Origin of the sequence: Labilibaculum euxinicum (assembly GCF_009795715.1) — a bacterium.
Classification (GTDB): domain Bacteria; phylum Bacteroidota; class Bacteroidia; order Bacteroidales; family Marinifilaceae; genus Labilibaculum; species Labilibaculum euxinus.
Genome location: NZ_WTCR01000008.1, coordinates 198,237 through 221,082 on the forward strand (window position 1 = coordinate 198,237; position 22,846 = coordinate 221,082).

Annotated in this window: 18 protein-coding genes; 9 read left to right on the forward strand and 9 right to left on the reverse strand. The window is 36.0% G+C overall.

The window, feature by feature from the left end; genetic code table 11:
* Positions 1-12: 12 nt before the first annotated feature.
* From GQR60_RS12460 to GQR60_RS12470, 3 genes are all read right to left on the reverse strand, one after another.
* On the reverse strand, positions 13-5,319 hold the full coding sequence (locus GQR60_RS12460) for a CUB domain-containing protein (protein ID WP_124993234.1): 5,307 nt from the start codon (positions 5,317-5,319) through the stop codon (positions 13-15).
* Positions 5,320-6,348: 1,029 nt separating this feature from the next.
* Positions 6,349-6,531 carry a hypothetical protein gene (locus GQR60_RS12465; RefSeq protein WP_124993235.1) on the reverse strand — a complete coding sequence of 61 codons (183 nt, stop codon included), beginning with the start codon at positions 6,529-6,531 and terminating at the stop codon, positions 6,349-6,351.
* Between the two features lie 31 nt (positions 6,532-6,562).
* A complete protein-coding gene (locus GQR60_RS12470) occupies positions 6,563-6,742 on the reverse strand; it encodes a hypothetical protein (RefSeq protein WP_124993236.1) in 180 nt (59 codons plus the stop codon).
* Positions 6,743-7,047: 305 nt separating this feature from the next.
* On the opposite strand from GQR60_RS12470, the gene GQR60_RS12475 reads away from it, so the two are divergent.
* Positions 7,048-7,746: a YjjG family noncanonical pyrimidine nucleotidase gene (locus GQR60_RS12475; RefSeq protein WP_124993237.1), complete on the forward strand. Its 699-nt coding sequence runs from the start codon at positions 7,048-7,050 to the stop codon at positions 7,744-7,746.
* 408 nt (positions 7,747-8,154) lie between these two features.
* On the opposite strand, the gene GQR60_RS12480 is transcribed toward GQR60_RS12475, so the two are convergent.
* Together GQR60_RS12480 and dnaB are read right to left on the reverse strand one after the other, a co-directional pair.
* Complete coding sequence (locus tag GQR60_RS12480; protein WP_225441411.1) at positions 8,155-9,444, reverse strand: hypothetical protein; 1,290 nt, start codon at positions 9,442-9,444, stop codon at positions 8,155-8,157.
* 47 nt (positions 9,445-9,491) lie between these two features.
* A complete protein-coding gene (dnaB, locus tag GQR60_RS12485; protein WP_124993238.1) occupies positions 9,492-11,024 on the reverse strand; it encodes a replicative DNA helicase in 1,533 nt (510 codons plus the stop codon).
* 191 nt (positions 11,025-11,215) lie between these two features.
* Between dnaB and ispE the strand changes: the two genes are divergently transcribed.
* Positions 11,216-12,031 carry a 4-(cytidine 5'-diphospho)-2-C-methyl-D-erythritol kinase gene (ispE, locus tag GQR60_RS12490; protein ID WP_124993239.1) on the forward strand — a complete coding sequence of 272 codons (816 nt, stop codon included), beginning with the start codon at positions 11,216-11,218 and terminating at the stop codon, positions 12,029-12,031.
* Between the two features lie 65 nt (positions 12,032-12,096).
* Here the strand turns inward: ispE and GQR60_RS12495 are convergent, their stop codons facing one another.
* The 4 genes from GQR60_RS12495 to tgt form a co-directional block, all read right to left on the reverse strand.
* Positions 12,097-12,405 carry a biotin/lipoyl-containing protein gene (locus tag GQR60_RS12495; protein ID WP_124993240.1) on the reverse strand — a complete coding sequence of 103 codons (309 nt, stop codon included), beginning with the start codon at positions 12,403-12,405 and terminating at the stop codon, positions 12,097-12,099.
* Positions 12,406-12,417: 12 nt separating this feature from the next.
* Positions 12,418-13,962: an acyl-CoA carboxylase subunit beta gene (locus GQR60_RS12500; RefSeq protein ID WP_101311116.1), complete on the reverse strand. Its 1,545-nt coding sequence runs from the start codon at positions 13,960-13,962 to the stop codon at positions 12,418-12,420.
* Between the two features lie 201 nt (positions 13,963-14,163).
* On the reverse strand, positions 14,164-15,240 hold the full coding sequence (locus tag GQR60_RS12505; protein ID WP_124993241.1) for an LptF/LptG family permease: 1,077 nt from the start codon (positions 15,238-15,240) through the stop codon (positions 14,164-14,166).
* A 119-nt stretch (positions 15,241-15,359) separates the two neighbouring features.
* Positions 15,360-16,490, reverse strand: a complete 1,131-nt coding sequence (tgt, locus tag GQR60_RS12510) for a tRNA guanosine(34) transglycosylase Tgt (protein ID WP_124993242.1) — start codon at positions 16,488-16,490, stop codon at positions 15,360-15,362.
* A 246-nt stretch (positions 16,491-16,736) separates the two neighbouring features.
* Between tgt and GQR60_RS12515 the strand changes: the two genes are divergently transcribed.
* The 7 genes from GQR60_RS12515 to GQR60_RS12545 all read left to right on the forward strand — a co-directional run bounded on the left by GQR60_RS12515 (position 16,737) and on the right by GQR60_RS12545 (position 22,628).
* Positions 16,737-17,870, forward strand: coding sequence for a glycosyltransferase (locus tag GQR60_RS12515; protein ID WP_124993243.1), 1,134 nt, complete (start codon positions 16,737-16,739; stop codon positions 17,868-17,870).
* Positions 17,861-18,475, forward strand: a complete 615-nt coding sequence (locus GQR60_RS12520) for an RNA polymerase sigma factor (protein ID WP_124993244.1) — start codon at positions 17,861-17,863, stop codon at positions 18,473-18,475. Before GQR60_RS12515 ends, GQR60_RS12520 begins: the two co-directional genes overlap by 10 nt.
* A 76-nt stretch (positions 18,476-18,551) precedes the next feature.
* Positions 18,552-19,172: a 16S rRNA (guanine(527)-N(7))-methyltransferase RsmG gene (gene rsmG, locus GQR60_RS12525; RefSeq protein ID WP_124993245.1), complete on the forward strand. Its 621-nt coding sequence runs from the start codon at positions 18,552-18,554 to the stop codon at positions 19,170-19,172.
* Positions 19,173-19,275: 103 nt separating this feature from the next.
* Positions 19,276-19,434: a 50S ribosomal protein L34 gene (gene rpmH / locus GQR60_RS12530; RefSeq protein WP_124993247.1), complete on the forward strand. Its 159-nt coding sequence runs from the start codon at positions 19,276-19,278 to the stop codon at positions 19,432-19,434.
* A gap of 288 nt (positions 19,435-19,722) precedes the next feature.
* Positions 19,723-20,550, forward strand: coding sequence for a PASTA domain-containing protein (locus GQR60_RS12535; RefSeq protein ID WP_160463474.1), 828 nt, complete (start codon positions 19,723-19,725; stop codon positions 20,548-20,550).
* A gap of 14 nt (positions 20,551-20,564) precedes the next feature.
* Positions 20,565-21,641: an RluA family pseudouridine synthase gene (locus GQR60_RS12540; RefSeq protein WP_124993250.1), complete on the forward strand. Its 1,077-nt coding sequence runs from the start codon at positions 20,565-20,567 to the stop codon at positions 21,639-21,641.
* A 15-nt stretch (positions 21,642-21,656) separates the two neighbouring features.
* The gene (locus tag GQR60_RS12545; protein WP_124993252.1) at positions 21,657-22,628 is read left to right on the forward strand and encodes a D-alanine--D-alanine ligase; all 972 of its coding nucleotides are present in this window, start codon (positions 21,657-21,659) and stop codon (positions 22,626-22,628) included.
* The last annotated feature ends 218 nt before the right edge of the window (positions 22,629-22,846 follow it).

Consider the following 22,846-nt stretch of genomic DNA (forward strand, 5'->3'; position numbering starts at 1 on the left):
TATATTTAAAATTTAATAAATTATTCCTGATGGTATTGGTTTATGATTAACCGTAACCGTAAATGATTTCACATTTGAAATATTCCCACTAGCATCCAATACTCTAAAGTTAATCGTTGAGATTCCTTCAGGAAATTCAAACCCGGATGGATCAGAAACTGAAGCTGCTCCTGTTGCTGCACTACCAAACGCATTTGCAAATGAAGAATCCGGTAATTGAATTCGATATTGAACAGTAAAACTTGTTGTGCAATTATCTGAATATCTAGTTGCTTGTATATCTAAGCCTGTAAATGATTTCACTTGAGGAATTACACTTTCATCTTCTGCGCAATCGATAATATTTAGATCTGATAAATCAGTTAAAATTGGACTTGTTACATCATTAATTATTACATTCTGATTCACAACAATTGAATTTCCATTTCCATCATCAAAAGTCCATACTATTACATGAGTTCCTTGAGTATTGTATGTTAAAGGATCACTTGTTGTTCCTGTCAAAACACCTGCACAATTATCTGTCGTAGTCGGTACTATGGCTGTTGCAGTACATTCTCCAATTACATCTGAAAGTATTGGAATTACAGGATCTGTTGTATCATTAATTACTACATTTTGAGTCTGTGTACTGGTATTTCCTGATCCGTCAGTATAAGTCCAAACTACAGTTTTTGATGCTGTAATCGGAAACGTTTCTGAATGTGTTCCGGTGATTGCTCCGTCACAGTTATCGGTTGCTGTTGGTGCTGTTAAGCTTGTTACTTCACACTGAGCTGTAACATCTGATAAACTTGCTGCGTCAGCTACAGGATCTGTTGTATCATTAATTACTACATTTTGAGTCTGTGTACTGGTATTTCCTGATCCGTCAGTATAAGTCCAAACTACAGTTTTTGATGCTGTAATCGGGAACGTTTCTGAATGTGTTCCGGTGATTGCTCCGTCACAGTTATCGGTTGCTGTTGGTGCTGTTAAACTTGTTACTTCACACTGGGCTGTTACGTTTGGCAAAGATGCCAAATCAGCAACTGGTGCTTTATTATCGGCAATGATTACATTCTGATTCACAACAATTGAATTGCCATTGCCATCATCAAATGTCCAAGCAATTACGTGTGTTCCCTGAGTATTATAAGTTAATGCATCACTTGTCGTTCCTGTAATTGTCCCAGCACATGCATCTGTTGTGGTTGGTACCGTTGCGGTAGCACCACATTCTCCTGTTACATCCACTAATGTTGGGGTTAATGGATTGGTTACATCTTGAACCGTCACTGTTGCTGTGCATGTTGATACTTGAGAATTATTATCTGTTACCGTTAAAGTAACTGTGTTAGCTCCAATATTTGAGCAACTGAATGTACTTGGACTTACACTTAAATCTGAAATCCCTGAAGCATCGCTTGAGCCATTATCTATTTGTGCTGCTGTAATACTAGCATTACCACTTACATCTAACTGAACCGTAATATCTTTACAGATTGCCGTTGGTGCTACATCATCTTCAACTGTTACTGTTGCATCACAAATAGATACATTACCGTTATTATCCGTCACTGTTAATGTTACCGTATTTTCCCCAACATTAGCCACACCGAATGAGGTCATACTTGCAGTCATACTTAATATTCCACAGGCATCACTTGATCCTCCATCAATATCACTGGCTACAATACTTGCATTTCCTGTTGCATCCAATTGAATTGTAATATCCTTACATATCGCTGTTGGTGCTGCATTATCTTCAACAAAAACATTTGCACTACATGTTGAGGTATTCCCTGAATTATCTACAACTGTCAGTTCAACAGTGTTAGGAGATGATAATGGTAAAGATATATTTTGATTAGGAATACCTGGCCCTTCAATTACTATGGTAGCATCAGTACAACCCAAAATCTCTGGTGTAATTGTTGCGCAATCAGAAGCACCCCTCCATGCATTTGTTGTCTCGACTGTTCCACTTCCACCACCGTTAGGCAAACTAAAAAAACCACCGCAACCCAAAGTTCCTTGTAGGGTATACAACCCTACTGGAATACCTGAACCTGAGAAGCTTATATCATACCCAAGTGTTACGGTATAATTATAACCATAATCACAAGTAGTGCCAACAGGATTAACAGAAATAGGCCACACTTTTATATTAACAGAATAACCATTACTTGAGGCTACAACCTGATTAGTAGAAACATCATCACAATTAAAATCTGTCTTTGATAATGACATTGACGCTATACCACAGTTATCGCTTGATCCATTATCTATTTGTGCTGCTGTAATGCTAGCATTACCACTCGCATCTAACTGAATCGTTATATTTTTACAAATTGCCGTTGGATCTTCATTATCGGTTACCGTTACACTTACAGCCAGACGACTTGAGCTCAAACAACCTGTTGTCGTATTTTCTGATTCGGCATAGTAAGTTGATCCGTTAACCAAAACTTCGGTATCAGCCAAAGCAGTTCCTCCATTAGCTGCAGAATACCAATTAATAGTACTTCCTGATGGCGGTATTACACTTAAATCTGTCACAGTACTGGTACTGCATAAGGATTGAGCTCCAGCCCCCGTTGGCTCTGCAGGCAAAGAATTAATCGTCAAATTTATTTCCGCACTTGTTACAAAACAGCCATTCTCATCTGTCACTTTTACTTTCACAACATCGCCATCAACAAATGCACCTGACGACAATTGATTGTCAGAAATACTATATTGGGCATTACTTACAAGAGGATTATCATTCAAGTAAAATTCGTAAGTATAAGCTCCCGACCCTCCTGAAGCATCAGCAGTAACAGTAATTATCTCACCAATACAAACTGGGTTTTTATTTGAAGAAAGAGCCGCTACAACTTCATAAACATTAAATGACATATTACTTGTAACCAAATTCACATTCCCACACATATCTGCAATCCCCGAAGCTTCTATTTGAAGGCTTGATGCCCCAACATCTAAGATTGTCCGATCCAAAATAAAAACATACGAAGTACTTCCAACTCCTCCTGAATCGCAATTTGCCGAAGTTACATCGATAACGTTATAAGATACCCCTCCAATAGTTACAGTAATATCATTTTTATCAAGACTCCCACAAGGTATTATTTCTGTAAAGTCAACTTTTAACTCATTCGTACCATAACATGCCTGCACAACACCACTCAAATCAGGCGGGATATCATCATAAATAATTGCCGACCCTCCTTGATCAAAACTTATTGTATATCCATTATTACTCTCAGACCAATTCGAAACATAAAGAACATAATGATGATCCGGTTTCACCCTAACATCACTGTTCCATTTTGGCCCATTATTAGTTCCTGGCCCATTACAATTTCCTGAACCGCCCATATCACTATCTGCCCCAGTAGCTCCATTATTCCAATTTGAACCATAGGTATTTCCACTTACAAAAACATCAGCATCCATTCCTCTGGCTCTCAAATCTTCACAGTTTACATTGGTCACATCAAAAATCACCCAATCATAATCATCGCTTAACTGTTTAGGTGTAATCCTAAACTTCAAATCCGCATCCACATCATTCTGAGGGGTGAAAGAATACCAAATACCATTCTTCTCATCAGGCATACAAGTATTAGTGACAGCAGGAAGTTCATTTAAAACAAATCCTTGCCCCTCAATTTCAGGCGAGGGTTCATCGTAAACTGCATCACAAATAGTTTTTGCCCCCAAACAGTCTGCAACAGTAATGTTTGATCCGGAATAATATCCAATAGTAAAATAACTCGTTCCATTAGGAGGTGTGAAAGACGTAGAATATAAATCGCCGGTTGTATTGGCTAGGACATAGCTATTGATTATTCCATTCGCAACATCCTGATCATTATCAACGATCAACAGATAATTACCAACAGCATTGGGGTAAGATTTTAAATTAATTTGAAAATAAGTAGTCCCTAAACTTCCTGTCTCTTCCAACTTCCATTTGCGCGCAACAGTTTGATAATCGCCATTATCCTGCCATGAAGCGCTTGCTCCTGCATCGTCACCCCATAGTAAATAATCCCCATCTGCCAAGTCCGTTCTTGAAGCATCCTGATTCGACTTTGTGAAATCGTTAATCGTGGACATCGTAACATTGGAACCACTCGTGGATGCTGTGTTATTGGTAGAAGATACTTTTTGATGCAATGCATAAGGAGAATCGACCCGAGCGATACCAGCAATATTGTTTTGATACTTGGAAGATCCATTCCAAACCTTTGCTCCGGAAGCATTCACATAATCAACCGGATTTGTTGTATTTCCTAAAGTAATGCCATATTTAATGGCTAAATAAGTTTCAATTTGTACTGGATTGGTAACAGCAGATGAAACAGCCAAAACTTCAGCAATCTCCCCAGAATATGGGCGATTGCTATAATAACCACCTAAATAATAATCGCCTGACAAAGCCTGATAACGAGTAAGATCAGCGATGTGCCACTGTGAATTATGAACCATATTGCGATCAGACAATCCATTGATTCGCCCCGTCCCTACTTGAGTGGTATTCACCCAGTCATCCCTATTATTATCCCCCTTCCAAGACTGACCAGGGATTGCCAAACGCACCCCCTTATCGCCGTTCGCACCAATTAATCCTGACAAATCATTATTAGTGGCAGGAGTTTTATTCACGACAAGCAAAGTTTGAACCGAAGCTGTACCTGAAACTGGAAATTGCCTGTTTACTCCACTAAAGTTTAGAATCGGATTAAAATTCAAACGATTATTTATTTTCGAAACATTTCCTGAATTGTTGGCGGTATGTCCATTACCACTTTGATCTGTCCAAGACGTAACATTTCCGTTGACACCAGCATCTGCTTTAAACCAAAAGCCCTGACCTACAACACTTGGGACAACAACCTCTATTCTAGCTTTCCATCCTGACTTTTTAACTGATCCATCTGAATGAAATTGAAATGTCAAATCACTTCCTGTTGATAGTACAGGACTAGGATTTGTTGTTCCACAATATTTTCCAATTAAAGAACTAGCGGTAGTACCATTTCCGTCAAAAGCATTTAACCAATCATAACCACAACTACTTTCACTTTCAACATCAAAGCTCTCAAAAACAACTTGAATTTGAGTTCCTGGTGCGGACTTTAAAACGATAGTATAGTCTTTATCATTAGCATAATTCCTATTTTTACCGTCATCATAAAAATAATCTCCCGTATTTACATTAATAGAAGAAGTACTCCCCATTAGAATATCCTTTGCCAAGAGAGAACCACCCTGCGAACAAAGAATAAATAGTAGTAAAAAGAATTTTATGTGTAAATGTTTTATCAAACGTATGGGTTTAATGCACAATTAGTACTTAGCTGTTATAAAAAACATAAATTTTTCCGAAATATAAACTCTGATACGGCAAATGTTAAAAAGTGTTGTATTTTTTTTAACAAAAAAGAAAATTTTGAGCTGCAATTACCTTTAATTTGACTTATACACCAAGTCTCCATCCCAATTTAAACTATTTTAATCACAAAAAACAAGAATTAAGACATCATTTAATCGTCATTAATCAATAACAGAAAATGTGGATTTATTTCAACACATTATTCCTCCAGAAAACTCATTGACAAGCCCGTACAAAGCACGCAAAGGTATTCAACAGAATTGAAAAAAGGAAGAGTTTTTAATCTTAATTTCTATATTTTAAATTAAACGACAGTTTTTTTTCTATAAAAAGATCGATTAAAGGCTTAAACATACTTCGCCCGCTATACAATTGCCCTAGCAAGCTGTAAAAAATACCAACTATGAGATAAAAAATACCGGGCGAGGGGTATTTTACCCCTAATTTGGTCTAATAATGTCCAAATTCAACTATTTTAGGGCTCACTTGTTATTAACAAGACCTGCGTCACTATTCCGTACCCGAAAATTTAACTACAAAGAAATAAGGAATTAACTGCAAAGGGGTACAAAGAGGAAAAAGCATTAGCAAAACGAAGTACGAAGAACATCAAAAAAAGATTTGACCACGAAGGGCACAAAATTACACCAAGAAAAAAAAACAATTACGCAGGTAAACGAAAAGAAGGCAAAGGACCGTAAGTAAAAGAGCTTAAGAACAAAAATAACGTAAGGAAACAATCCATTTTCATTTCCACTGTGATTACCAGTATATTCGGTGGTCAAGAATTTTCACATCAAACAAATATAGAATTTAGAACTCTAGATCATTTTTTTTAACACAGTGAACACAAGCACACTGAAAAATAGTGGGACAGCTGTAATATGAGCATAAAAATGAGGCTGTCTCATAACTACGAAACAGCCTCTTTGCATTAATGTGTCAAACCCGGTTATTAATTTTTAATCTTCGTTTATATTTGTACTGGTACTGTTTTTAGCAGAAGTGAAATGATGCTTCAAATTATCGTAGATTGGCTTTGCACCAGGCACAGCATCTTTTGTTGCCTGCTTAAGAAAATTGTAATAGGAAAGCATTGCCATGTAAGCCTCGCTGTCACTTAGGGCCACAGTATCATTTAACATACTCAGTAAATTCTCCAATTCCTTACTTAAACTATTCAGAAACCCAGGCCTCTAAATCAACCTTAACGTCGTCTAAATTTAAATAAGGAGGCACAAATTTCAAGTTTTGATTCACCCTTTGCGTTGCCCGCTCTACAAAAGTAATTAATCGTTCGCCTACAATTGGCAGATTTCGCTTTTTCTCAACAGATAATGCAACCAACAAAGGCATTAATTCTGTTTTTATACCGGCAATCCCGGTTTCGATGGCTTCACGTTTTACACCATCAATTTAAAGATTAATTCTGTTTTCAATACTCATTACATATTATTTTATCTGATTTGACTGACAGAAAGTTACAAGACTATAAACCCCTAAGATAAACACGACTGGTATATTTTTCTTATTTTACATTAAAAGTATTTTTAAAACTGTCAAGCAATTAAAAACAGCAATAAAAATTGTTTGTATTGAATTAAAAGCAAATCAATCTGAAAATCCCCTGCTATATTTGTAGTTCATACAAATCATCAAACATGAATTTAAAGTACCAACATATTTTTTTCGACCTTGACCGCACTCTTTGGGATTTTAATAAAAATTCCGAGGCAAGCCTAAATCTACTCTTTAGGGATTACCAATTGCAATCAATATTTGGAAGTTTCCTGTTTTTCAAATCACGATATGAATATCACAACGGCAAATTGTGGAATGCCTATTATCAAAACAGAATAAAAAAAGAGGATTTGATGTACCGAAGATTTTACCTGACATTAAAAGAAGCAGGACTTGATGATCTTGATTTGGCAAAAGAAATTGCAAATGATTTTATCGAAATTAGCCCTTTACAAACGGCTACCTTCCCAAATGCGCATCAGATTCTTGAATATTTAAAAAACAAAGGATACCAACTGTATATTATTACCAATGGTTTTATTGAAGTTCAGGCTAAGAAACTAAAAAATTCAAAACTGGACAGTTATTTCCTGGAGGTTATAACTTCGGAAGATGCCGGTGCCAATAAACCAACCCAGCAAATATTTGAATATGCGTTTAACAGGGCCGGCGCTTTTGCAAAAAACAGCATAATGATCGGGGATGATCTTTCTACAGACATTGCCGGTGCAAAAAAGGTTGAAATGGATCAAATTTATTTCAACCCACACAAAATCAATCACAAAGACGAGCCAACATTCGAAATCAATGATTTATCAGAAATCAAAAGGATACTGTAACATGCTAACCAACATATTTGCATTACAATCTGCAATCAAATTTTAATGTTATTCAACAATTCACAATAAAAAAGACCAATTAGCAGATCAATAGTAAGCAAATATCATTTATATTTGCAGAGGTAATCAGCAAAACTTGATATGCAAACAAGTTTTGTTGCCAACATCGGTTTGTACTGTGACATTCATAAATACTTTTAAAGGGTTAGTGAAGTTACTAAGGTTAATAGATTACAAATGGTTAATAATATATTGAAACTGGTATATAACCGATGTTGAAATACGAAGGCTGCGTTTAGGGGACGCAGCCTTTTCTTTTTATACTCTATCTGAACCCACTCGATTTGGTCAGGAAAAAGAAGATCCCAAATTTTTGACCTTTCAACTTTTCAGACTTTTCGACTCTCCCTAGGTTTTTCTCTTTTTCTTCTTTGCTGCCGGAAACAAAACATTATTCAGTATTAGGCGATAACCAGCCGAATTCTTTTTCAAATTAAGGTCAGTAGGCGGATCTCCAACCAAGTGCTGGTAATCTTCAGGATCGTGCCCCCCATAAAAAGTCCAGGTTCCCTTCCCAAAATTTCCATGAATGTACCGCGCCTCGCCAGCAGCTTTATTCTCTCCCATAATAAGTACACTAGGTTTTATCAACTCCAACTTAAAAGCAGTGGTTTGTCCCATAAAACCTTTTATCAAATTTTTGTGATTTTGACACAACATGGTTGGTACCGGATCCCATTTTGCAGAAAACTCAAACAAAGAAAAATAATCTTCATCCTGCCTTAGCTTTCTTGTTAAAGTCACATCAATATCCGAAAACTCATATACATTAGGATTTTTTTCAAGCGTAAAATTCTGAAAGGCAAATGTCTTTGAAAAATCCAGTTGAGACTGAACATCCGGCTCAATAGGATCTCCATCGAACACAGCATCACAAATATCATGTTCTCCCGAGGCCAGTGCTATATCAAAAGTATCAGTGGCAGAACACATTGCAAATAAAAATCCACCAGCCTCAACAAAATTTCTTATTTTAACAGATATTGCTTTTTTTAAATCGGAAACTTTCGGGAAACCATATCGGTTAGCCATCTCCATATTGGACTGCACCTCATCTTTATACCATTTCATATTTCGGTATGAGGTATAAAATTTACCAAACTGCCCTGTAAAATCTTCATGATGCAAATGCAGCCAATCATATTTCGACAACTTCCCGGTCATCACCTCATCATCATAAATAATATCGTAAGGAATTTCGGCGTAGCTAAGTGCCAGGGTTACTGCATCGTCCCAAGGCTTCTTCCCTTTTGGTGAATAGACTGCAATCAAAGGTGATTTTTCCAGTTTAACGGCATCCATATTCAACTCATCGCTTGATATTTCTGTCAATATTTGCTGAGCAGAAACATCGCTGAGAACAGAAAAACTGACACCTCGAATCTGACACTCATCCTGAATTTCTTTCTGGAAAGGAAGCAAAAAAGATCCTCCGCGATAATTCAACAGCCAATGAATCTGATAATCCTTTTCCAGAGTCCAAAAAGCAATACCATAGGCTTTAAGATGATTCTTCTGAGTATCATCCATCTGAATTAATAAACTTGCAGAAAAGGATGTATATGCAGATAAGGCGAAAAACAGTAAAATAACTATTTTTCGAAAAAATATTTTCGGGAACAATCTATCTTCTATCATAAAAACAAAATAACAAATTCTATTTGAGAAGACGTTTCATAAGGTCATTAAAATGGTGCAGCATCATCAAAATCACTGCCACCGCCAAATCCTGCACTAAAATCATCAAAACCGGAAGATTCCTGATTCATGCTGGAACTGAATGTTTTCACATCCTCCAAACCCGGTGTGGCGAATGGGTTTAATGATTCACCTTCCAAATCGGTAAATCGGGCCAACTGATTTCGGAAACGAAGCTGTATTTCTCCGACAGCACCATTACGGTGTTTTGCAATAATAATATCGGCAATACCAATTAATGAATTTCCTTCAGCATCCTCAGTTATGCCATATCTTTCCGGACGGTGAATAAACAACACCATATCGGCATCCTGCTCAATCGCACCGGATTCACGCAAATCGGAAAGCATTGGTTTTTTTGCATCCCCTGTTCTTTGTTCAACACCACGATTCAACTGAGAAAGAGCAATTACCGGAACGTTTAATTCCTTTGCGATGATCTTTAATTGCCGTGATATTAAACTCACCTCCTGCTCTCGGTTGCCACGCATATCCGAACCAGCTGTCATCAACTGCAAATAGTCAATCACAATACAACTAATATCATGTTTCGCCTTTAAACGACGACATTTAGATCGCAGCTCATAAATTGACAAACCAGGTGTGTCATCCACATATATTGGAGCTTCAACCAGATCTTTAATTTTAACATGTAACTGTTCCCATTCAAAATCTTCCAAACGCCCGTTTCTCAACTTTTCAGAACCTAATTCTGTTTCGCTTGATATTAAACGTTTCACCAACTGATCACCACCCATCTCGAGTGAGAAAATAGCTATTGGTGCTTTGTGGTCAACCGCCATATTCCGAGCCATCGACAAAACAAATGCTGTTTTTCCCATTGATGGCCGAGCCGCAATAATCACTAAATCGGATTTTTGCCATCCGGATGTAATTCGATCCAATGCAGTAAAGCCGGAAGGAACACCACTTAAACCATCGGTTCGTTTCCCTGCTTCCACAATTTGGTTGATTACCTCATCAGCCAATGGACGAATATGCGAGGATTCTTTTTTGATATTTCCTTCTGCAATCTCAAAAACATCTTGCTGTGCCCTATCCAGCAAATCAGCAACATCAACACTCTCATCAAAAGCCTGAGTCTGAATTTCAGATGAAACCCGAATTAATTCGCGCTGAATAAACTTTTGAGCAATAATTCGCGCATGAAATTCGATGTGAGCAGCAGATGCAACCCTATTTGTAAGTTGGGTAATGTAAAAAGGCCCACCCACAGCATCCAAATTCCCATGTCGCTTTAACTCTTCAGTAACCGTTAGTATATCAACAGGTTCCTCGTTAATTGAAAGCGACAGTATAGCTTTGTATATTTTTTGGTGAGCATCCTTGTAAAAGGAATCAGCATTTAGAATATCCCCAACCGAAATCATCGCATCTTTTTCAAGCATTAATGCTCCCAGAACAGCTTCCTCAAGCTCTAATGCCTGCGGAGGAACTTTCCCATAATCAAGATCTACTTTATTCTTCGGTTGATTGTTATATTTATTTGCCCCAGCCATAAAATATTAAATTCTAACAGTTTACTTTTCCTTTAAAATCAGCACACTAAGCATTTTTTCAAGCTCAAAAAAAGTTCTAAAAAAAATATAGAATGCAGTGTCAAAGATAGAAAATAAAAATACTACAAATTGATTTTTTTTGCTCTTATAAATCAAGTATTTTTACCATTCAATCATAAAACTTATTACTTGTGCTTCGCTTCCCAAATGCTAAAATCAATCTCGGATTAAATATAGTTGAAAAAAGATCTGACGGATTTCACAACATAGAAACTATATTTTACCCCATTCCTCTTACAGATGGTTTGGAAATTGCAGATTCGAACAAGGAAACAATCTACAACTTCAGTTCATCAGGCATTCCAATAAAAATAGACGATAAGGATAACATTGTCTGCAAAGCATTTGACTTGCTTTACAGGAAATACAATATCCCTTCAACCAATATTCATCTGCACAAAAATATTCCATTTGGTGCAGGATTAGGAGGAGGATCATCGGATGCCGCCTTCATGATTAAGATGCTAAATGAGAAATATAAACTAGAACTTTCATTTGATGAAATGAAAAATCTGGCAGGACAACTTGGCAGCGACTGTCCTTTTTTTATTGCCAACAAACCTGTTTTCGCGGAAGGGAAAGGAGATGTTTTCTCAGAGATACTTATTGATCTTTCCGGATATCATATACTTCTGGTAAAACCGAATATCCACATCAGCACACCCGAAGCTTATTCGAGCGTTACACCTTCTCAACCCAACAAATCATTAAAAGAACTTATAACTGAACCCATCCAAAATTGGAAAAACTTAATTTTTAATGACTTTGAAAACAGCATATTCCCAAATCACCCCAAATTAGAAAACATTAAAAATGATTTATACAACATGGGCGCAGTTTATGCTTCAATGTCGGGCAGTGGATCTTCATTATTCGGAATTTTTAAAGTTGAACCCATGTGCCCTGAAATCTGGAGTGAATATTTTTGCTGGAAAAGCAGACTGTAAAAACCTTAAAACAGAATGAGCCTATTCATAACGAACAGGCTCATTTTTATTTCAATTCAGAAAGATTACTCAATTTCCACCATTAATAATCTGTTGGGAACCTTTTCTCCTTCAGTTACATAAACCTTGGCAATTTTACCATCAAAAGGCATTTTAATCTGATTCTTCATCTTCATAGCTTCAAGAATCATCAGGTTTTCACCTTCTTTAACTTCCTGCCCTTCTTTAACTAAAATCTCAACAATTGTACCTGGAATGAATGAATTAATATGCTTCGGATTAGGTCTAATCCAAGGCTTTCTATTCTCAAACTTTTTGGTTAGTTCTGTTGTATAAACAGTACCATCAACGTTGAATTCTTTTAAATTTCCCATATCGAATACTTTTTAGAATGGAGGAATACCGTGTTTTTTCGCAGGTCTGCTATCAACTTTATTGCTTGAAACCTCAATTGAATGCAACAACATGTTACGTGTTTCCTGTGGTTCAATAACTGTATCGATATAACCTTTGGCTGCTGCAACATAAGGATTAGCAAACTTCTCTCTGTATTCAGCTACTTTTTCTTTTCTCATAGCTTCAGGATCTGCAGCTGCCATAATCTCCTTTTTAAAGATAATGTTAGCTGCTCCATCAGGTCCCATAACAGCAATTTCAGCATTTGGCCATGCAAACATAAAATCAGCCTTCATATGGCGGGAGTTCATTGCAATATAACCTCCACCGTATGCTTTACGGATGATTACAGTAATTTTAGGTACTGTAGCTTCACTGTACGCATAAAGAATCTTAGCTCCGTGACGAATAACACCCATATGCTCCTGATCTACACCTGGTAAATAACCCGGCATATCCTCTAGAGTAACAATTGGAATATTAAAAGCATTACAGTAACGAATAAAACGTGCCGCTTTATCTGAAGAATCACAATCCAATACACCTGCCAGCACTAATGGCTGATTAGCAACAAAACCAACTGTTTCACCATTCATTCTACCGAAACCAACTACAATGTTTCGTGCAAAATTCTCCATACTTTCGAAGAAATCAGAATCATCAACAACAGATTTGATTACGTTTCGGATATCATATGGCTGAGTAGGATCAGAAGGAACAATTTCTTCAATTTTGTATTCTGGTCTTGGTGGCTTAGGAGGAAATGCCTTAGCTTTTTTAGTATTGTTCCATGGAATGAAAGTTAACAGCTTCTTAATTTGTTCGAAGCATTCGTATTCGCTAAGAGCATAAAAATGAGCATTACCAGTGATTTCGCTATGAACTTTAGCACCACCCAGTTCTTCCATGGTGATTTCCTCACCCAAAACTGTTTTTATTACCTCAGGACCAGTAATGAACATTTTAGAAATGTTCTCTACCACAAACACAAAATCGGTAAGTGCAGGAGAATAAACAGCTCCTCCGGCACAAGGACCAAGAATAATTGACAATTGAGGAATTACTCCGGATGCAAGAGTGTTTCGGAAAAAGATTTCACCATATCCTGCCAGCGAATTAACACCTTCCTGAATACGGGCTCCCCCCGAATCATTAATACCAATCAATGGTACACGCATTTTTAATGCATGATCCATGATTTTCGTAATTTTACGTGCATGCATCAGACCCAGAGAACCTCCGGCTACGGTAAAATCCTGTGCGAAAATACACACCGGCTCACCATAAATAGTACCGGTACCAATAATAACACCATCACCGTGAAGTTCTTTCTTTTCCATACCAAAGTCGCGAGCTTCGTGCTCAACAAACATATCGTATTCATGAAAAGAATCTTCATCTAAAATAGATGTTACTCTTTCTCTGGCAGTCAATTTCCCCATCGCAACTTGCTTCTGAATGGCTTTTTCCCCGCCACCTTGAAGCACTTTTTCTTTTCTCTTTCTAAGATCAAGAATGTTTCGTTTCAATGACATAATTTGTACATTTAGTTAGAAAATATATACTTTCATATATATGTTGAATTTCATCAGTTCATGAAATTCCAAGATACAACATTACTAAATTTTAGGGTAGAAAAAAACTCTACTCAACTCCACCCCATATTTAGCCACATATAAAATAAGCTCTTTAGCTTGATAATCAAATCAATTCACAAAAAACTATTTAGATTTTTTCTATTTTGGCGCGATTCGATACAAATATACCGCTATGAATGAAAAAACAATATTAGGCAACCAAACAGCAAGTATGGGATTCATACTTCCGTTTGTTGCAAATACAATAGATATCTGCATAAAAAGTATAAATGAAAAACTTAACAGTAGTCCAATTCCTAAATGCAAACCCATTCCTCCACGAATTTTGCGTGATGCAAGTGATACACCAATAAGCGTAAGAATAAAAGTCGAAAACGGATTCGCCATCCTCTTGTATTTCTCAATCTTATAAGCTTCAATATTGCTGTCACCCCGCATGGACTGTTGTTCAATGTATGCGTTCAATTGCGGTAAATTCATTGCCTCAACAATATTTTTTTTAGAGCCAAACTCTTCCGGTCCAAAGTTAAAGGTTGTATCCTTCGTCCTTCCATTTTCAAATGACTCTTTATCCCCGTCTATTCTTCGAATAAAATAATCATTTATAGTCCATTTATTTTTCTCCTTATTCCACCGAATCGATCTGGATGTCAATTTAGAGACCAGCTCCTTTCCTTCGAATTTCTCCAACGCGAACTTATATCCTGTATTACTGGCTGTTTCGTAATTAATCATGTAAATAAAAACACCCGGTTCTATTTGTCTGTGAATATTACGTTCGTTATTTCTGAATTGCTTACTGATATAGGTCGCTGTAAAATTCAGCCTTTTTTGATTGGCTGGAGGAATTATATAATTACTTAGAAGAAACGAAAATATTCCAATAATTAGTGCTGAAATAAAGTAAGGATACATCAATCTGCGAAAGCTTACCCCACTGCTTAAAATGGCAATTATTTCAGTGTCATATGCCATTTTAGAGGTAAAGTAAATTACTGCAATAAAAGTAAACAACGCACTAAAAAGATTGGCGAAATATGGAATGAAATTTAGATAATAATCGAAGATGATTGCCCTGAGAGGAGCTTCCTTATCGATGTATTCATCGATATGTTCCGAAAAATCGAAAATAACCGAAATACTTATTATCAGAACAATAGCGAAAAAGAAAGTTCCCAAAAACTTTCGGATAATGTATAAATCTAATTTTCTCAAAACCTGAATTTTAAATTCCTTATTTCCCGAAAATTGCAGAATAACAAATTTCGGAATAAAAGTATAACTTATTCTTCAATTACCAATCGAGCTGAATCTATTGTAAGCTTTTTTAACAGTTATAAACGGGCAGCTAATTTCTTAACCATGATTTCTTTCCATGATGCAAAAGTTCCTGCATTAATATGCTCTCTTGCTTCGCGTACCAGCCATAAATAAAAAGCCAGATTGTGAATACTGCAAATTTGAGAACCCAACAACTCCCCCGAATGAATCAAATGCCGAACGTAAGCTTTTGAATAGGCCTGATCCACATATGATGTTCCATTAGGATCTATTGGTGAAAAATCATCATGCCATTTCTTGTTTTTAATATTGATAATTCCTTCACTTGTGAAAATCATACCATTTCTTCCATTTCTGGTAGGCATTACACAATCAAACATATCAACACCTCTCGAAATGGCTTCCAATATATTAACAGGAGTTCCAACCCCCATCAAATATCTCGGTTTATCTTTAGGCAGAATCTGATTAACAACCTCTATCATCGAATACATATCTTCCACCGGCTCACCAACTGCCAAACCGCCAATTGCATACCCTTCCCGATTTAGAGATGCTGCATGTTCAGCTGCTTTAATCCGCAAATCGTTGTAAACACAACCTTGTATTATCGGAAATAAAGTTTGCGAATAACCATATTTTGATTCTGTTTCATCAAATCTTTTCACACAACGCTCTAACCATCTTTGAGTAAGCTCAAGTGAAGTTTTTGCATACTCATAAGTAGATGTTCCGGGAGGACATTCATCAAATGCCATAATAATATCAGCACCAATGGTTCTTTGGATATCCATCACATTTTCGGGAGTAAAGAAATGCTTCGAGCCATCAATGTGTGAACGAAACATTGCACCTTCCTCTGATAACTTCCTGTTTTCAGCCAAAGAAAACACCTGAAATCCACCACTATCTGTTAAAATAGGCCGATCCCAACCATTAAACTTATGCAAGCCACCCGCCTTCTCCAACACATCCAAACCAGGACGCAAATACAAATGATAGGTATTACCTAAAATTATTTCGGCATTAATATCATCTCTTAACTCTCTCTGATGTACACCTTTTACAGAACCAAGTGTTCCTACCGGCATAAAAATGGGCGTTTGAATTTTCCCATGATCCGTAGTTAACTCCCCTGTCCTCGCCGAAGACTTAGTATCTGTATTCAGTAATTTAAAATCCATATGACCTATTTATATTTACTTACAATCAGGTATCTCAACCAATTCGTAAAAAAATCAGGCAGCAAAGATACTAATTAATCTTATTTCTGAATCACTTACCTTGTCCGAAGGTAAACTGATGATTCCTAAAGCAAGAATATCAGATACATAGACAAGTCGTCTTTACTAACATAAATCAATCTGCATATCAAAATTTTTTTATCGATAAGAATCTCTTATTTTTGAGGCACAAAAACATGCCTAAATTTGGAAACAATAATTACTCTACCGACTTCTTTTAATCAATGGGCTATTCTCATTGTTCTCTTGGTTGCTTTTTGCGTACAGATGTTATATCAACTTCGTTACATCCAATTATTCAAAAAAGAGAAAAAAACCAATCACAACATAAAAACAGAACCTGTTTCTATTGTTATATGCGTGAAAAATGAGGGATGTTATTTACAAGAAAACCTTTCACTATTCCTGGAACAGGAGTATCCCGACTTTGAGTTAATTTTGGTTAATGATGGTAGTGAAGATGAAACCGAGACAATAATTAAAGAGTTTCAAAAAAGATACCCTCATCTTCGCTCTACAAAAATACCTTTGGATGATAAATTTCAACACAACAAAAAGCTGGCATTAAGTATCGGGATTAAAGCCGCTAAGAATGAAAAAATAATTTTCACCAATATCCACAGTAAACCCTCAAGCAGCAAATGGCTGCAGGAATTCGTAAACTCATGGGACAAAGGAGTACACATAGGCTATGCTAATTTTGAGAACAAAAAGGGCTTTTTTTATAATTTTCTGAAATTCGATTTACTCTCAAAAAATATCAAAAGTGCAGGTTTTGCTTCTTCAGGAAACGCTCATTCCGGAAATGGTGATAATTTGGGATACAAAAAATCCGATTTCTTTGCAAACAAAGGTTTTGTAAAGCATTCCCACTTTGAGGCCGGATATGATCACCTAATGGTTTTTCAACTTGCTAAACTTTCCGGAGCATCCGTGTGTCTTCAACCCGAAGCCAAAATTAACCTGTCTTCAATTTGTGCTTTTGACCAATGGATCAGAATCAACAGGCATTATTACAAATGCCGAAAATACCTTCCCTTCAAAATTCGTTTACTTACTGACTTAGAACCAATAAGCAAAATGATCTTTTATAGTATCAGTATTTACGCGTTACTCTTTACACACTTATACTTTTTCGTCGCAATTATATATTTAACAAAAATAATACTGATTGGAACCTTATTTAAAATAAGTACCAGGCATTTGAAGGAAGAAAATTTATTTTTATCTTCGTACTTATATGAGATTTTTGTGTTATTTTCAAAAATATATTTTTTGTCTACAAATTTCATTCTCAGTAAAAGCAACCAATGGAAATAAATCCTAACCTCTCGGAAAAAGCTCAATACGACTACAGGCTTGTTTTATCTGCTATTAATGGTACTCAAAAAGCATATGAGGAGCTTTTCAAAAGATACAAAGACGCGATCTTCTTCATGTTGCTAAAAATGGTGAACAACAAAAATGATGCAGAAGATTTAACGTTTGAAGCATTTGGGAAAGCATTTAGAAACATCAAACAGTATTCTCCAAAATATGCATTCAGCACCTGGCTGTTTAAAATTGCGTCCAATAACTGTATTGATTTTCTCCGAAAAAAGAAAGGCAATACTATTTCTATTGATGGGAAAGATGACTCTGAAAATGAGAGAAGTATATCCCTGGAATCCAATACACTAAATCCGGAACAAGAGTTTATTAGGGATCAGAAAGCCCGAATAATGCGCAACGAGGTAGGTCGTTTAAAAGAACGCTACCGAAGGTTAATAGAGCTGCGCTATTTTGAAGAATTTTCCTATGAGGAAATTGCGAAAGAATTAAATCTGCCTATTGGCACTGTAAAAGCACAATTATTTAGAGCACGGGAATTACTTTTTAACACTCTAAAAGATACTGAGATAAAGATTGATAAGAAAAAAAACTAAAGAGAATCCGCACTTCTTTTTCATTCGCATCTTCAAAATTTAGTCTATATTTGCCAAGTTTAAATTTACATTTGGCATGGAAATCATCAAAAAATACTTTCCCGATTTAACTGAAGAACAGGAACAAAAATTCTTCAGATTAAAAGAATTATATACTTTTTGGAATGAGCAAATTAATGTTATTTCCAGAAAAGATATGGATTCACTCTATGAACATCACGTTTTACATTCTTTAGCAATAGCCAAGGTGATTCAATTTACTCCCGGCACAAAAATAATGGATGTTGGAACAGGTGGTGGTTTTCCAGGAATTCCGCTGGCTATTTTATTTCCTGAATGCAGTTTTTATTTAATCGACTCGATCGGGAAAAAAATAAAAGTTGTAACTGAAGTTGCGAATGCTCTAAAGCTGAACAACGTAAAGGCCGAACACATTCGCGTACAACAGGTTAAAAATAAATTTGACTTTATTGTAAGCAGAGCTGTTACGGCATTTCCAAAATTTGTAAACATGGTTCTTAAAAATAGTAAGGGGAAAGATCAAAATAGTTTACCCAATGGAATAATTTATTTAAAGGGTGGTGATTTTAAGGATGAAATCTCCGAATATGGAAGTAGAATCAGTGTTTACGAGTGCTCAAATTATTTCTCGGAAGAGTTCTTTGAGACAAAAAAAGTAGTACATCTTGATATTTAGTGAAAATAAAAGGGCTGATCTTTTTGTTAGATTAAAAAAAACCCTATTTTTGCAATCCGAAATCAACGCATATAATAACTTTATTCGATAAAAATTTTTCGCGATGAAAAGAACATTTCAACCTTCAAATAGAAAGAGAAGAAACAAGCACGGATTCAGAGAGAGAATGGCTTCAGTAAACGGTAGAGCTGTATTATCTCGTAGAAGAGCCAAAGGCAGAAAAAAACTATCTGTTTCTAGTGAACACAAACACAAGGCTTAATTTTTAAATTAAGTTGACGATATACAGAAAGTAAAGGATTTTATATTCTTTACTTTTTTGTATTTTATAGAATAGACAATATTCTATTATTGATGAAGATGGAGTTCCGAGGGAGCTCTTTTTTTATGGATTAATCTCAAATCAAATAATTAGTTCTGGTTTGCTCCATTTTTTTCTATAATCTAAAAAATCTCTGCTATTTTTGTAGAAAGCAAAAGAAAAGTAATTCAAGCAATATTTTCTTTTGCAGGTAGTTGTTTATAAAGAATACTAAAGCCCCTAATGAGGATGAAATCAGTAAATTTCTTTAAGAGTAAGCTATTTCTAATACAGATTGGAATCGCTTTATTAATTACAATAGTTCTAATTTGGATCACTCTAATTAGTTTAAGATGGTACACCCATCACGGAGAAGAACTTGAAGTTCCGGATTTATATGGTATGAGTATTGAAGAAGCCGGAAATAAACTGGAAACTGAACAATTGGTTTTCTCTATCTACGATTCCATATACAACCCAAAATTTGCTCCGGGCACGGTTCTTGACCAAAGACCTTTAGCTGGTGCGGTTGTAAAAAGAAAGAGAAGTTTATTCTTAACCATTAATGCCAACAAACCTGAACAGGTTCGTTTCCCTAATTTGGTCGATAATTCATTCCGGCAAGCCTATGAATTATTAATAACCAATGGTTTTCAGATTGGAAAACTAGAATATGCCGAAAATCAATTTTTTAACCTTGTGTTATTTCCAAAATACAACGGCGATACAATATTTGCCGGCAGTATGATTGATAAAGGCGCAAGCATAGACTTAGTTCTGGGAAAAGGGGATAACAATGGAACTATTGCTCCAAATTTAATTGGGAAAACGAAATCTCAGGCAAAAGAAAAAATCATTCTATCCAATATGAATTTGGGAAGAATACAATTCGATCAATCAATTACCAACCATTTTGATTCTATTCAATCCAAAGTTTGGAAACAATATCCTTCTTTTGATAATGATCAAAGGATTCAACCTGGTTCTAAAATTGATATCTGGCTAACACGGGATTCGGTAAAACTACAACGCGCTGATTCTCTGCTGCAACTAAGTTTAAGCAACTTGCTTTACTAAAACAACTGAAAAAAATGACTGAAAAAGAACCATTAGATAATTTCAATGTTGACGAAGATTTGGATGCAAACCAGGAACAATTCGAACATTTTCGTTTTGAGGCCGATCCTGGACAAAATCCTCTTAGAATAGACAAATTTTTAGTTGACCGAATGTTAAACTCATCGAGAAATAAAATTCAAGATGCTGCTGACAATGGAAACATTTTGGTAAACGGTGTACCTGTTAAGAGTAACTACAAGGTAAAACCAAAGGATGTAATCACCGTTGTGTTGAGTTATCCGCCAAGAGAAATTGAAATTATTCCTCAGGATATTCCTTTAAATATTGTTTATGAAGATGATGCTTTTTTAATCATTAATAAAGAACCGGGAATGGTTGTACATCCTTCCTACGGGCACTATTCGGGAACATTGGTTAATGCTTTGGCTTTTCATTTGCAAAACCTTCCCTTATTTAATGCAAAAGATCCTCGTCCGGGGTTGGTACATCGTATTGATAAAAACACATCCGGGATATTGGTAATTGCCAAAACCGAAGATGCTAAAACCAAACTGGGATTACAGTTTTTTAATAAAACCAGTGACCGTAAATACAGAGCATTGGTTTGGGGAAATCTTGAAAACGACGAAGGAACAATAACCGGTCATGTTGGAAGAAATCTTAAAAACAGAAAAGTTATGGATGTTTTCCCTGATGGTGAACATGGAAAGCATGCTGTAACCCATTACAGAGTTTTGGAAAGACTTGGCTATGTAAATTTGGTAGAATGTATTTTAGAAACCGGAAGAACACATCAAATCCGTGCCCACTTCAAAAGTATTGGTCATCCCCTATTCAACGATGCTGAATACGGAGGAGATGATATCAGAAAAGGAACCACCTTTACCAAGTACAAACAATTTGTTCAGAACTGTTTTAAAATTTGTCCGCGCCAAGCCTTACATGCTAAAACATTAGGCTTCAATCATCCCGTAACCGGAGAATATATCTCATTTGATTCGGAAATACCTGATGACATGGCCACTTTAATCCAGAAATGGAGAGATTACACCTCTAACAGACCTATAGAGGAAGAAGAAGAACAATAAAACCATAGATACCCAATGAAAAGAACAATCGCTGTAATTGCAGGTGGAGATTCTGCTGAGTTTGAAATCTCCCTGCAAACTTCAAATCATATTTTCTCATGTCTGGATGCTGAGAAATACACTCCTTACTTAGTAATACTAAAAGGAACAGATTGGAATGTAAAAATCGACGATCGATATTATCCGATCGATAAAAATGATTTTAGTTTTAGCACTGAAGAAGGTAAGGTAAAGTTTGATTTCGCGTATATTGGAATTCATGGAACTCCCGGTGAAAATGGAATTTTGCAGGGATATTTAAAATTACTTGCTGTTCCCCATTCAACCTGCGATGTTTTTAGCAGTTCGCTTAGTTTTAATAAGCATGCTTGTAATTCCTATTTAAAATCGTTGGGCTTTAAGGTTGCCAAGTCGATTCTTCTTAAAATAGACCAAAACTATTCGACCCAAGCAATAAATGAAAATCTGGGCATGCCTTGTTTTGTGAAACCAAATGCAGATGGTTCTAGTTTTGGCATTTCGAAAGTTAAAAAAGTTGATGAGCTGGATGAAGCCATTGCCAAAGCTTTTGGTGAAGGAAAAGAAGTTATCATCGAAGAATTTATAGACGGATTGGAATTCACCTGTGGTTTAGTGAAGACAAAAAAGGAATCCCTTGTATTCCCAGTAACAGAGGTATTGCCTAAAAAGGAATTCTTCGATTACGAAGCCAAATACGATCCCACAATGGCTGATGAAATTACGCCAGCGAGAATTTCAGAAGAGCTTACACTTCAAATACAAAATTTATCTTCGGAAATTTATGACGCTTTAAAGTGCAAAGGGATTGTTCGGGTTGATTATATGCTTCGAAAAGATGAAATTTTCGTTTTAGAAGCGAATACTATTCCGGGAATGACAGCAACTAGTTTTATACCCCAACAAGTTGCCGCTATGAATATAGATTTAAAAGATATTTTGAGTATGGTGATTGAAAATGAATTTTAAATTAATTTAAACATCTGAATTACTGACAATTACAATATTTAGTTAAATGAAGAGAAAACTGTCCTTTTTTCATTTTTTTTCCATTTTTTCCCGTCTCAAGGAAAGACTTGCAACAAAAGGGAAAGAGTCATTTTTATGAAAATCAATCAGACAAAATTTAAACTCTAAGCTCTTACTAACCAAAACTTTTTCAAAACCCTAACGTAAACACACATAGA

Excerpts from the sequence above, each read along its gene's own strand:
- dnaB (WP_124993238.1), bottom strand. The coding sequence starts at position 11,024 with ATGGCTGGGGCAAATAAATATAACAATCAACCGAAGAATAAAGTAGAT.
- GQR60_RS12475 (WP_124993237.1), top strand. The coding sequence starts at position 7,048 with ATGAATTTAAAGTACCAACATATTTTTTTCGACCTTGACCGCACTCTT.
- rsmG (WP_124993245.1), top strand. The coding sequence starts at position 18,552 with ATGGAAATCATCAAAAAATACTTTCCCGATTTAACTGAAGAACAGGAA.
- rpmH (WP_124993247.1), top strand. The coding sequence starts at position 19,276 with ATGAAAAGAACATTTCAACCTTCAAATAGAAAGAGAAGAAACAAGCAC.
- GQR60_RS12500 (WP_101311116.1), bottom strand. The coding sequence starts at position 13,962 with ATGTCATTGAAACGAAACATTCTTGATCTTAGAAAGAGAAAAGAAAAA.
- GQR60_RS12480 (WP_225441411.1), bottom strand. The coding sequence starts at position 9,444 with ATGATAGAAGATAGATTGTTCCCGAAAATATTTTTTCGAAAAATAGTT.
- GQR60_RS12470 (WP_124993236.1), bottom strand. The coding sequence starts at position 6,742 with ATGCCTTTGTTGGTTGCATTATCTGTTGAGAAAAAGCGAAATCTGCCA.
- GQR60_RS12465 (WP_124993235.1), bottom strand. The coding sequence starts at position 6,531 with ATGTTAAATGATACTGTGGCCCTAAGTGACAGCGAGGCTTACATGGCA.
- GQR60_RS12495 (WP_124993240.1), bottom strand. The coding sequence starts at position 12,405 with ATGGGAAATTTAAAAGAATTCAACGTTGATGGTACTGTTTATACAACA.
- GQR60_RS12545 (WP_124993252.1), top strand. The coding sequence starts at position 21,657 with ATGAAAAGAACAATCGCTGTAATTGCAGGTGGAGATTCTGCTGAGTTT.
- GQR60_RS12535 (WP_160463474.1), top strand. The coding sequence starts at position 19,723 with ATGAAATCAGTAAATTTCTTTAAGAGTAAGCTATTTCTAATACAGATT.
- GQR60_RS12520 (WP_124993244.1), top strand. The coding sequence starts at position 17,861 with ATGGAAATAAATCCTAACCTCTCGGAAAAAGCTCAATACGACTACAGG.
- tgt (WP_124993242.1), bottom strand. The coding sequence starts at position 16,490 with ATGGATTTTAAATTACTGAATACAGATACTAAGTCTTCGGCGAGGACA.
- GQR60_RS12540 (WP_124993250.1), top strand. The coding sequence starts at position 20,565 with ATGACTGAAAAAGAACCATTAGATAATTTCAATGTTGACGAAGATTTG.